General features: G+C 54.2%; 21 protein-coding genes. All 21 read left to right on the top strand.

Going from position 1 to position 10,634, the window contains the following annotated elements; genetic code table 11:
- Positions 1–199 precede the first annotated feature (199 nt).
- Entirely contained in the window at positions 200–442 is a 243-nt protein-coding gene (locus VE23_RS24980) for a hypothetical protein (protein ID WP_049869562.1), read from the top strand.
- A gap of 15 nt (positions 443–457) precedes the next feature.
- Positions 458–1,378 carry a replication protein gene (locus VE23_RS24985; protein WP_049869563.1) on the top strand — a complete coding sequence of 307 codons (921 nt, stop codon included), beginning with the start codon at positions 458–460 and terminating at the stop codon, positions 1,376–1,378.
- Positions 1,311–1,652, top strand: a complete 342-nt coding sequence (locus VE23_RS24990; RefSeq protein WP_157054054.1) for a replicative helicase loader/inhibitor — start codon at positions 1,311–1,313, stop codon at positions 1,650–1,652. The genes VE23_RS24985 and VE23_RS24990 overlap by 68 nt, the downstream gene beginning before the upstream one ends.
- Positions 1,645–2,985 (top strand): replicative DNA helicase, encoded by a 1,341-nt coding sequence (locus VE23_RS24995; protein WP_049869565.1) that lies wholly within the window; start codon positions 1,645–1,647, stop codon positions 2,983–2,985. The genes VE23_RS24990 and VE23_RS24995 overlap by 8 nt, the downstream gene beginning before the upstream one ends.
- On the top strand, positions 2,966–3,154 hold the full coding sequence (locus VE23_RS25000; protein ID WP_049869566.1) for a hypothetical protein: 189 nt from the start codon (positions 2,966–2,968) through the stop codon (positions 3,152–3,154). Before VE23_RS24995 ends, VE23_RS25000 begins: the two co-directional genes overlap by 20 nt.
- A 126-nt stretch (positions 3,155–3,280) precedes the next feature.
- The gene (locus VE23_RS25005) at positions 3,281–3,835 is read left to right on the top strand and encodes a hypothetical protein (RefSeq protein ID WP_049869567.1); all 555 of its coding nucleotides are present in this window, start codon (positions 3,281–3,283) and stop codon (positions 3,833–3,835) included.
- A 79-nt stretch (positions 3,836–3,914) separates the two neighbouring features.
- Positions 3,915–4,088, top strand: a complete 174-nt coding sequence (locus VE23_RS26825) for a hypothetical protein (RefSeq protein WP_157054055.1) — start codon at positions 3,915–3,917, stop codon at positions 4,086–4,088.
- A complete protein-coding gene (locus tag VE23_RS25010) occupies positions 4,085–4,525 on the top strand; it encodes a hypothetical protein (protein ID WP_049869568.1) in 441 nt (146 codons plus the stop codon). Before VE23_RS26825 ends, VE23_RS25010 begins: the two co-directional genes overlap by 4 nt.
- A gap of 4 nt (positions 4,526–4,529) precedes the next feature.
- The gene (locus VE23_RS25015) at positions 4,530–4,763 is read left to right on the top strand and encodes a DUF3310 domain-containing protein (RefSeq protein ID WP_049869569.1); all 234 of its coding nucleotides are present in this window, start codon (positions 4,530–4,532) and stop codon (positions 4,761–4,763) included.
- Positions 4,764–4,932: 169 nt separating this feature from the next.
- Entirely contained in the window at positions 4,933–5,583 is a 651-nt protein-coding gene (locus tag VE23_RS25020) for a hypothetical protein (protein ID WP_049869570.1), read from the top strand.
- Positions 5,584–5,618: 35 nt separating this feature from the next.
- Positions 5,619–6,416 carry a DNA adenine methylase gene (locus VE23_RS25025; protein WP_049869571.1) on the top strand — a complete coding sequence of 266 codons (798 nt, stop codon included), beginning with the start codon at positions 5,619–5,621 and terminating at the stop codon, positions 6,414–6,416.
- A 46-nt stretch (positions 6,417–6,462) separates the two neighbouring features.
- Positions 6,463–6,597 (top strand): hypothetical protein, encoded by a 135-nt coding sequence (locus VE23_RS27695; RefSeq protein ID WP_269746006.1) that lies wholly within the window; start codon positions 6,463–6,465, stop codon positions 6,595–6,597.
- The gene (locus VE23_RS26830; RefSeq protein WP_157054056.1) at positions 6,590–6,739 is read left to right on the top strand and encodes a hypothetical protein; all 150 of its coding nucleotides are present in this window, start codon (positions 6,590–6,592) and stop codon (positions 6,737–6,739) included. Before VE23_RS27695 ends, VE23_RS26830 begins: the two co-directional genes overlap by 8 nt.
- Positions 6,736–7,116 (top strand): hypothetical protein, encoded by a 381-nt coding sequence (locus tag VE23_RS25030; protein WP_049869572.1) that lies wholly within the window; start codon positions 6,736–6,738, stop codon positions 7,114–7,116. The genes VE23_RS26830 and VE23_RS25030 overlap by 4 nt, the downstream gene beginning before the upstream one ends.
- Complete coding sequence (locus tag VE23_RS25035; protein WP_049869573.1) at positions 7,113–7,730, top strand: hypothetical protein; 618 nt, start codon at positions 7,113–7,115, stop codon at positions 7,728–7,730. The genes VE23_RS25030 and VE23_RS25035 overlap by 4 nt, the downstream gene beginning before the upstream one ends.
- On the top strand, positions 7,723–8,163 hold the full coding sequence (locus VE23_RS25040; RefSeq protein WP_049869574.1) for a YopX family protein: 441 nt from the start codon (positions 7,723–7,725) through the stop codon (positions 8,161–8,163). The genes VE23_RS25035 and VE23_RS25040 overlap by 8 nt, the downstream gene beginning before the upstream one ends.
- Positions 8,160–8,378 (top strand): DUF7446 family protein, encoded by a 219-nt coding sequence (locus VE23_RS25045; RefSeq protein ID WP_049869575.1) that lies wholly within the window; start codon positions 8,160–8,162, stop codon positions 8,376–8,378. Before VE23_RS25040 ends, VE23_RS25045 begins: the two co-directional genes overlap by 4 nt.
- 252 nt (positions 8,379–8,630) lie before the next feature.
- Complete coding sequence (locus VE23_RS25055) at positions 8,631–8,876, top strand: hypothetical protein (protein ID WP_049869577.1); 246 nt, start codon at positions 8,631–8,633, stop codon at positions 8,874–8,876.
- Between the two features lie 135 nt (positions 8,877–9,011).
- The gene (locus VE23_RS25060; protein ID WP_049869578.1) at positions 9,012–9,494 is read left to right on the top strand and encodes a hypothetical protein; all 483 of its coding nucleotides are present in this window, start codon (positions 9,012–9,014) and stop codon (positions 9,492–9,494) included.
- 126 nt (positions 9,495–9,620) lie between these two features.
- Positions 9,621–10,091, top strand: a complete 471-nt coding sequence (locus VE23_RS25065; protein WP_049869579.1) for an ArpU family phage packaging/lysis transcriptional regulator — start codon at positions 9,621–9,623, stop codon at positions 10,089–10,091.
- A 48-nt stretch (positions 10,092–10,139) separates the two neighbouring features.
- Positions 10,140–10,334: a helix-turn-helix domain-containing protein gene (locus VE23_RS25070; RefSeq protein ID WP_049869580.1), complete on the top strand. Its 195-nt coding sequence runs from the start codon at positions 10,140–10,142 to the stop codon at positions 10,332–10,334.
- The last annotated feature ends 300 nt before the right edge of the window (positions 10,335–10,634 follow it).

The raw sequence follows: 10,634 nt of genomic DNA on the forward strand, positions 1-10,634 counted from the left end.
GCCGGCGCGATGCCTGGATGCTGCAATGCGCTCACCTGGTACGGCGCTGGAAGCTTGACGAGACCACCGAACGTGATGTTGCGATGCTCTGCGGTCCGTCAGTCAACTCGGGTACCTGCCATTGGTGGGTGGATTATACGAGGGAAGGCCGGGAATGGGCAGAAGCATTCCGCAAACGACTATATGGAGGTGAAGGGCTTTGAAAGGACGGAGGCTAAGCGCCTGGGCATTACACGGCTTCAAAGCGAGCCTGGAGATGGGCGAGCAGCAATTTAACCGGCATGCAGTCGAGATGCTGCTGTCTCATATTGAGGCGCAGGATGAGGAAATTGCAGAGGCCAAGGACCGGCTGATGATTGAGAGGGTTACGCACCTCTTGAATCACAGCGCATCGAGCGCGACCGATACAGCTAGAGCGATGCGGCAGCTAATTAAATCTTGAATTGGGTGAGGTGGAATGGCAAACCCGCAGCCCGACGAGTTCACAAAGGTTGCCAACGAGCTGATGGATCAGGTTCCATTCTTTAAATTCAATGGTTCCCAGCTCAGAATCATTCTGGTGATCTGGAGAAACACATACGGCTGGACCCGGAAGGACCATGATTTCTCGCTTACCTTCCTACACGGTCAAACTGGCTTGTCGGAGAGTGCAGTAAAGAAAGAAGTGACGACATTGATCGCAGCCAAAGTGCTGCTTGTGACCAAGGAAGCGACTAAAAAAACGTCAAGACGGCTCGCCTTCAATAAGGATTACGATGCCTGGAATATTCCGAAATGTGGTGAAAACATGGAGCCAGAACAGCCGACTCAGCTCTCTTTTGAGGGGTACGATTGTGACCCTCTGGAAGGAAACGTTGAGGTACACGATTGTGACCCTCCTGAGGGGTACGATTGTGACCCTCAAGTAGCTACTTTGAGGGGTACGATTGTACCCCCAGAGAAAGAAAGTCTTTTAAAGAAAGTATTTAAAGAAAATGTAGACCCCTTTACTTTGTTCTATGAAACCTACCCCAGACGGATATCTAAAGCAGCTGCTTTGAAAGCATGGAAGAAGCTGCAGAAAGAACCCGGCTTTGATCCAATCAAAATCATCCTTCATACGAAGAATTTCGCCGAGACTTGCAAACTGCTTAAAACCAACACGGGCTATATTCCTCATCCTTCAACCTATTTAAACCAGAAGCGCTTTTTGGATTACGACAGAGTGGATCCAGAAGGGCTCTTGAATAAACCTGCGGCGCCGGCCGCCCGGCTATCCAAGTTCGACGTTGAGAAAGAACGCCTGCATATGATGTACGAGGAGGCGCAGCGTGAAGAAGACGGAAGTGCTTCAGCTCATGGCTATCATCCGGACCAACTACCAGCATTTCGAGATTAGCGAGGAGAAGGCAGCGGTTTGGCACTCGCTGATGGAAGACACGCCTTTCGGGACTGCCAAGCTGAACCTGAAGACGTTCATGCAGCAGAGCCCTTACCCACCGACTGCCGCGGACATCATACGGCGCGACCCTTCCCAGTTTACAGACTATGGCCGGCTTCGACTCGAGACTGAGGAGCGTCTTCAGGAAGTCGAGGTTTGGCACCAGCAAGCCGTGCCGTTGCCGGAGAGACTAGTGCCCAAGATGCTGAGAGCAGGTGAGGCTGGTGACTGAGCATCTGTTCCGAGCCGAGACCGCGGTATTGGGATCGGTCCTGCACGAGCCCGAACTGATGGATGATATCTACCTGCAGCCGGAGGAATTCGTCGACGACCGGCATCGCCTTATGCTCCAGTATTTCAGAGTGATGTATGAGCAGGACGGGACGCTCGACATTGTCTTGATGGCTGCACGATCGGGGAAAGACCTCGAAAAGATCGGCAATGTCTCTTATATCATGCAGGTCAGGGGTTCGGTCGCCGGACCCGAGAACATCGCTCACTATCAGGCGATTATCAGGGACGGCTACATTCGGCGCCGGACAGAGGATACGCTACGGCTTATAGCTGATGCTGGATCTCAAGACGCTGCCACGGCAGCCGAGTACGTCAGCCGGGCGCAGGCAGCACTCGAGGAGATCGCTGAGATCAAGGCCGGCCCGAGCGAGAGTGGCGTCCAGCGAATGAGCGCTGCCTTGGGCGACCATCACAAGGAACTACAGCGCAGGAGCCAGCAGAGGGGCATAACAGGGGCTCGCACGGCTAGTGCGGACCTTGACCGACTTACTGGCGGTCATCAGCCGAGCGACCTGGAAATCATCGCCGCGCGGCCATCAATGGGCAAGACGGCATATGTCGTCAACGACATGATCGCCGCGGCCAAGGGAGGGCACCATACGGCATTATTCTCACTCGAAATGCCGGCCAAACGGATAGCCGAGCGCTTTCTCTCGGTCCTTGGGAATATCGACGGCAAGAAGATGAAAAGTGGCGCCTTCACAGATGCGGACTGGGAGCGTTGGAGCTTTGCAATGGACGAGCTCGATCGGCTGCCGATCTTCATCGACGACACGGCCGGCATGACGTTCCAGCACATCTCTCGCGAGGTCAAGAGATTGGTCAAAAAGAATCCGAACCTCGTAATCTACATCGACTTCCTGCAGCTGGTCCAGACGGAGCAACGCTTCAAGAGCGACCATGAGCGGATTGCCTACGTGTCTAAAGGGCTCAAGCAGCTGGGCCGACGGTTCAACGTCCCTGTCGTGGCGATCTCCGCTGTCGGCCGGGACTGCGAAAAGCGCCAGGACAAACGGCCGATGATGAGCGACCTCCGGGAATCCGGATCCATTGAGAGCGACGCCGACAACATCATCTTCCTGTACCGGGACGATTACTACAACTCGGACAGCGACAAGAAAAACATTGTCGAGGTCATCGTCGCCAAAGGACGCGACGTGGGCGTAGGATCCATCGAGATGGCTTTTAACAAGCAGACCGGCCGTTTCCTCGACATCACCGACGAAGACCGCAGGAAGGCGGCTGAGGCTCGTGAGCGGAAAGCGAATTGAGAACGAAGAGCAATACGAAAAGTCGCTGGCATGGCTCCGTGAGAAGGCAAAAAAGCTCGACGATCCCCTTTTTGATGGTCCGGAGCGAGACAAGCTGATGCGGACCTATGATTTTGTGGCCGATCAGGTCCAACGATATCGATGGAGGGATGCAGATGCCAAGAGTTGACCCCATCATGCAAGCCAAGCCCGGCCAAGTCATCTTCAACAGCCGCGGCCGTGTGATCGGATATGTGTTTCTCTGTCCCGAGTTCCCTTGGGACGAACTGGAGATACGAAGGAGGCGGAAACGGAAATGATTTACACCCATGCGGTAGGCATTGACCCATCGACGAAAACAGGGATTGTGGTCTTGGACAAAGACGGTCGGGACATCTTCCGAAAAGAAATCCAGTTGGAACGGGGCATCAAGTCCACGGCCAAGGAGATGAAGGAATACGGGCGCGAGATCGTGAGTTTTGTACCACCAGGGAGTGTCGTCTCTATCGAGGGATTTTCCTACGGGTCTCAAGGTCAAGGTGTCAGCACGCAATACGGGGTAGGCTACGCTATACGGTATGAACTTCTAAGTGCCGGACTTAGCTTCTGGGAGCCGACACCGAGCCAAGTGAAGAAGTTCGCCACAGGCAAAGGCAACACGACCAAGGATAACATGACTATCCCCATCCTGAGGCTCTGGAATTTCGAACACCCTAGCGATAACGTCCGAGACGCTTACGTGCTTGCCCAAATTGCAAGAGGGCTCAGCGGCGCAGCAGATATCCACGACGGGGACTACTACTCCTACCAACTCGAAGTGCTCCAAGCAATGAAAAATCCCCCGGTTGAAAAAAAGAAAAAAACCAGATAAATGCCGCGCATCCCGCTCGGCAGGGGCCTCTTACGACCATTTGACCAAACGAGTGTTCTCATTTTGAGGAGGGAGAGCCATGAAATATCCAAATTTTAGAGATGCATCGCTCGGCCAACTCTACGATATCGCCTTCCGAGACGAAGAGGCGCACCCTATCTACAAAGGCCTGGCGAGGGCTGAACTGCGGAGACGGGACCGAATCTACTGGCCGCAGCAGCAGATCAAGGTGAGAAGGAGGAGGTCCGGATGAGCGACTTCATGCCAGGAGCAAATATGCGGCGTCCACTGCCGCAGCAAGATCGCCGTCCATCATGGGGCTCAAGTGGAATTGCCAAGTACACCATTAATGAGTACGAGCGTCAGTTGGCCAGGGAAGGAAAGTACGACATGATCCCGACCGCAGCCGATCGAGGCATCCCTTATGCTCCTGTTGAACCGCGGGTATTCAAAGAACCGCCGTCATCAGAGCGAACCCGCCGATCTCCTGACAAAATGCCTGTAATCACCGCAGAAATGCTCACAGCGGATGTGGAAGCAGGTATGAGCAATGTGGCAATCGCCAAAAAGTACGGCGTCAATGATACTGCAATTTGCCACAAGCTCAGAAACTATGGAATTACGGCAGCAAGGAAGCGAAAGAAGCTGAAAGCAGAGAAGTCTCAAAGCCAAATTGATTCGGGATGGTGATCTCATGACCACAGAAGAAGGCCGCGGCGGCCCAGTGAACCATCCCAGCCATTACAACGCCGGAGGCATTGAGTGCATCGACGCTATCCGCGCTGCCCTTACGGAGGAAGAGTTCCGGGGCTATATCAAGGGCAATGCCATTAAATACTGCTGGCGCTCCAACCATAAAGCCGGCGACCAGGACCTGGAGAAAGCTCACTGGTACTTGGGAGATTATTTGAAAGGACGGCAGCCATGACCCAGATCATCACCCTTACCCGCTGCGAGTGCTGCGGCCGGGTTGGTAAACAACTCCGGCGCTGGAATGAGAAGGATGTCTGCCTCAAGTGCATCGGGAGAGCTGACGGACCAAACAAACTAATTCGAGGAGCGTCCAGCTGAATCAGTTTCATAAGGAGGGATAGGGAGTGCAGCGGATCATCTACGTCGCAGGTGTCAATCGGAAGCACCTTGCTGAGCACGCTGACGGCGTTCCGTTCTGGCTGCTTTCCGCAACCTTGCTCAGAAAATATCCGAGCTGGCTCGACGGCAGGCTGAAAGGCAGGAAGGTTCGCTGGGACCCGGGGACGTTTTCGGAAGATGCCATCAGCTACCCCAGGTATCGCAGCTACATCGACCGGTATGTGCGCTCCTCCGACGATTATCTGCAGTACGACGAAATCGGGGACGCAGAGGCTACGGCCTGGTATCTCCAGGACATGCGCCGGCGCGGATATGCCCCAATTCCTGTGATGCAGGGGAATATGCACTACCTTCTTCGTACAGAGCCGCTGGTGGCTGTTGGTGGACTCGTGAGAATGTCGAAGGACGCCAGGCGGAGGTACTTGGACGAATTGTTCTATGACCACCGGCCGGCATCGCAGATTCACCTACTCGGGATGCTGAACCCGGAATGGTTCGCTCCCTACGAGCAGGCTCGGTATGGCGACAACACAAGCTGGATTCCCCGAGATGAATGGAATCGAAGAAAGACAATCGAAGCATGGCTGAAAGAATACGGGGATCAGTGGATTGAATTCATCCCGCGTGAACTGGTTCAGATGGCCATGGGATTCTAGCTCCCAGTGGGCACAACACAGGGAGGAGGTAAGCCATGAGCGTTCCCCGCATATTGCACTACCCCGGCAGCAAGTGGAGCATGGCGGACTGGATCATCAGCCATATGCCGGAGCATACGACCTACCTGGAGCCGTTCTTCGGCTCCGGCGCGGTGCTGTTCAGCAAGGATCGAGCGAAGCTGGAGACAGTGAACGACCTGGACGGCGAGGTATCGAACCTATTCCAGGTCATCCGCGACGATCCAGAAGCGCTGGCCAGAGAGATTCATTGGACGCCGTATGCCCGAGCCGAATACGACCGCGTCTATGAGTTGGATGGAAGCCCGCTTGAGCGGGCAAGACGATTTCTGGTTCGATGCTGGATGGCTCGCGGGGGAATGACGAGCGCACGACCGGGATGGAGGCACATTATCGAGCTGAACGCGCCTCATGCGGCGCAAGACTGGCAGCTGCTTCCGGAAAAAATCCTAACGGTGACGGACCGGTTGCGCGGTGTGCAGATTGAATGCCAGCCTGCAGTCAAACTGATTGAAAGGTATCGGCGGCTCAAGGTGCTGATCTACGCTGATCCGCCATATATCCTCTCGACTCGGAACAACCGCATGTACAAGAACGAGATGAAGGACGCCGACCACGAGGAGTTGCTTGACACGCTGCTGGCGCACCCCGGTCCAGTGCTGATCTCCGGGTACGATCATCCCATGTACAATGACCGGCTGCGGGATTGGCACCGGGAGGAACGTAAGGCACAGGCCGAAGCCGGCCGGACCCGGACCGAGGTTCTATGGATAAATCCGATAGCAGCAACAGCCGGACAGCAGCGGTTATTTTAGCACAACACAGGGAGGCTAAGGCTTGAAATATAAGGAGGATGTAAAGATGAACAAAGTCGATCAAATTGAAGTGTTGTACCGCATGTGGGTCATGGCGATGGAACGCCCGGAATGGTTCCGCGACGCGCGGGCCACGCGGCGGGAACTGGATCGCCGGAGCAAGGAGGCCGCCCATGAGTAACGAACAGCAGCTTAAAGAAAAAGTCCGCCTACTTGAAATGGCCATACTGGATGCCCTCTCGATTGCTGAAATGGAAGGTCGAGATTTTTCCATGGAGCCGTGGGCAAGCCTGCAAGCTGCCGTCGAGGAGGAACAGGCATGAGTAACGAACAGCAGCCCATGACGGCGGAGCAGATGGTCACTGAACATTCCGGAGGCACGGCTTCCCAATCCAAGGAGGGATTCTCAATGAGCAAACAAGTAATTCTGGACGTACTTAACAGCCTGCCAGTGATCGACAGCAACGGCGGCGACGATGCCTATATCTTGGTCGCCAACACACAGGAGGTACGCGAGCGACTGGCTGCGGCAGGGGTGGTCTCGGCGGCTAACGACCCGGATGTATTGGGGCGCTATGGGGATGAGGATGAGTTTTGCATCCTGGCGTTTGCCTTTGGTGATGGATACGCCAATGACTATCAGGGCGGCAAACTGGTTTGGATTTCGGAGCCAACCAACGAAGGCGACAGCAGACCATGACAGCGGAGCAATTGGATGAAATACAAAAATCGCTAGATGCGGCGACTCCGGGGCCTTGGGAGGCGAAGGAGAAAGAAGTGCACACGGCCAAAGAGGACATGGAGGGTTACAAGACGCAGGTTTGCAAGTTCACACCCTCCCGAATTGCTGCTTCCAACATTCACCTCATCGCCAACGCCCCGACCTGGCTCCGCTCCCTCCTAGCCGAGGTACAACGGCTGAATTTAAAACTTAAAGATGCAGCAACAGCTATTGTCCAGCAGATAGATTTGGCTGGGGAACTCGGACAGGATCGTGACCGCCTACAGGCCGAGGTACAGCGCCAGCAGGGAGAGATCGAGCGGCTGAAAAACTACCCAGAAAGCGTACGATTGCATTTTACCGAAGCTTGCAACGAGCGCGACCGCCTACAGGCCGAGAACGACCAGCTCCGGCAGCAGCTGGGAGAGGCCATCGAGGCGCTGGAGTGGTATGGGGATGAGACGGAGATGGACAGCGTCTACTATTGCCATCCTAAAGGATTCGGATTTTTGCCGAGCGAGGTTCAAGAAGACGGCGGCCAACGAGCGCGCAACCTCCTCCGCAAGCTGAAAGGAGATAGAACCGATGGGTAGGGATTACAAGTTCAGGGGACGGCGGATCGACAACGGCGAGTGGGTGTATGGCAGCCTGATCGGCACGGATGTCATCGTCGGTGAAATCGTGGTATGGAATGATGAGTATTTTAATACGGAGTTTTGGTACAAGGTCGATCCCGAAACAGTCGGCCAATACATTGGACTCAAGGACAAGAATGGATTGGAGATTTACGAGCGAGCTGAAATACGCTTTCCTGATGCTTGTAACGCCTCTTCTGAATGCGGCGAGGATTGGGAAGAAACAGTCGGAATCGGCGAAGTCGTGTGGGAAAACGACGAGGCTAGGTACGTTGTGACCAACCGAGATAGCATCGGAATGGATGAACTTTTTGAAGCGATCAACGAGGTGGAGGTCATCGGCTCCATCCACCAGCACCCCGAGCTGCTCAGGGAGGGAGATGGCTCATGAGTAAACTGGATCTAGCAATTAGCGAAATGACCGGCCGGATCTACGTGGCTCGATTCGGAAAGAACGGAGATGTCCTGGAAAAGACCGACGTCACCGACAAGGTGATAGGTCACCTGATCCGACATATGGAAATCGTGGAGACATTCGAGTACACCTGCGGCGCCGGCACACTGATATTCATCCCGTCCGATCAGGAGGCCCCCAATGGACATTAGGACGGAGGACTGCTGTATGCGATGACGCTTTTACTCCCCTTCTACGCCTTGGTGATCTTGATATGGAGGTACTCATGACTGACCCACGCGACATTCAAATAGAGGGCCTACGTGCCCTCCTAGCGGAAACCAAGGCCGAGAGAGACACAGCCCTGCACAACTGCTCCAGATGGCGTGCAGAGGCACACAGTGAGCGAGAGGCGCGCATCAAACTGGAATATGAGATCAAGCAGCTTAAAGGGGAGGCAGAACATGAAGAAGACGGAGATTGAGGTCGGCAAGGTATATCACAACGGCAAGGAAGGGCGCTGGTACATCGAGCGCGAGGTGCTGGCAGCTGGCCCTGAATATAAGAGCTACCCATCGCAAATGGAAACAGACTGCTTGCAATATCGAGTGGTGAACAAAGGAGGAACAAAAGGTGCTTGGATGGCTGAGAACTGCACGAGAGCTTCCCTCGCCGGGTGGGCAAAAGGGGAGGTAGCTGGCACGGAATGAGTGAGCATGACCTTAATTACTGGCGGCAACGGGCGCTTGCAGCAGAGGCCCGTCTAGCAGAGATCGAGCAGCAAGCCGGCACCGAGCCGGATGACCATCATATCGGGGACTAACCCGCGAGAGGAGCAATCATACATGGCAATCGAACTGAACGTACTCTTCAAGGCACTGACCAAGGACGACAAGAAAGAGGTCCTGAAGTTCGAGATTAAGGGGGAAGAGGACAATCAAGCAGAAGCTGATCTGTTTGACCTCTCCGGCAGCATTGTCGTCTTCAGCTTGAAGGCCGGCGGCGACGATGTCGTGCAGAACATGAATGCCGAGTTTGTCAGCATGCAGCGCGACAGCAAGAAGACGGTTCTGAAGTTTGCAGTAAATGGGGATCCGGACAAGGCACAAGCACTCTACCGTGTAGCCGGCCGAAACGTCTATCTCAGCGTCGCCCCTTCTCAGATGAGCATTGACGACTTCCGGGAGCCGCGTGAAGGAGTTGAATACAAAGTCGGTCCTGACGGCACGGCAGAGCTCCAGAAAGACAAAAACCAGCTGACAATCGACGAGGTAGCTGCCGCAGCCGACGACCCGATGCATGACGTGGATGATCCGGAGCCATTCTGATGCGCAGGCTCAACTGGGGCATGCTGGCCGCACTCCTGTTGTGCTGCTGTTTTTGGCTGGCGGCATGGCTGCTGCTTAGATAAATAGGGAGGGGGCTTCGCGGCCCCTTCTGCTGGAGGTGAGCCAATGAAGCCGAAGCAGCTGGGATTCGAGCTGCCTGAGCTGGATCGAAAGAAGACCCAGGCTGCCGTCGAGGCTGCCTTGGAGAAATACCGTATCTTCAAGTTCATCACGTTTGAAGAGAGAGAGGCCAGCACAACGGCCGGATACTCGGATATACCGCGTAGCTACACCGGCACGACGACTGATCAAACCGCAAGTATTGCGATCCATAACGTGGACTTGCCGGCACAAAGAAAAGCATTCTGTGAGCGAGTTGAGCGAACGGTCAAAAGACTGCACCCGAAGCAGCGGCTGCTGATTGAAGAGAGGTACATGAACGAGGATTACGTCCTTGACTACCAGGTGTATAAGTTCAAGTTCAACCCTCCGATCAGTGAGATGACTTATTCCAAAATCAGATGGAGAGCATTCTATCAACTCGCTCTTGCTCTGGACATCGCAGTAGAAAAAGAGCCGCCATCGGATCAAAAGTAATCGGACAGTTCCTGATGAGAATATATATGAATAGGAGGGTGAACAGCGATGAATGAACAGAAGGCGAACGAACTCCCGGAGGTACTTGTGGTTCAGGACATCATTGATTTTCTCGATATCAGCAAGACGGCCGCCTACGATCTCGTTAAATCCGGCGAGTTCCATGTCGTCAAGATCGGGCGAACGTTTAAGATTCCGAGGAGCGCCTTCCTTGGGTGGTGGAATGGAAAGACAATATCCTGAAAAAAGAGCAGTGGCCCCTAAGCCGCTGCTCTTTTTGTTTGCTTTACATCAAAATCGGTGGTTGATGCAGATTTTGATGCAATACGAGGTAGGATTAGCTGATATTTAAAGATACTGCATAGGATAACGGATGGGCTCCGGAAAGCCTCAGTTCCTTGATACATAAGGCTTTGTAGGACTTAATTTGATTACATGAGAATACACAGGATTAATGGTGGATGAACTTCAAAATGCCACCCCTCCTTGCTCGGGTTTTTGTGGGATACAACAAGGTTAAGGGATACAGTCAACTTATCTTAT

Origin of the sequence: Paenibacillus sp. D9, from assembly GCF_001188365.1 — a bacterium.
GTDB classification, from domain to species: Bacteria; Bacillota; Bacilli; order Paenibacillales; family Paenibacillaceae; genus Paenibacillus_O; species Paenibacillus_O humicus.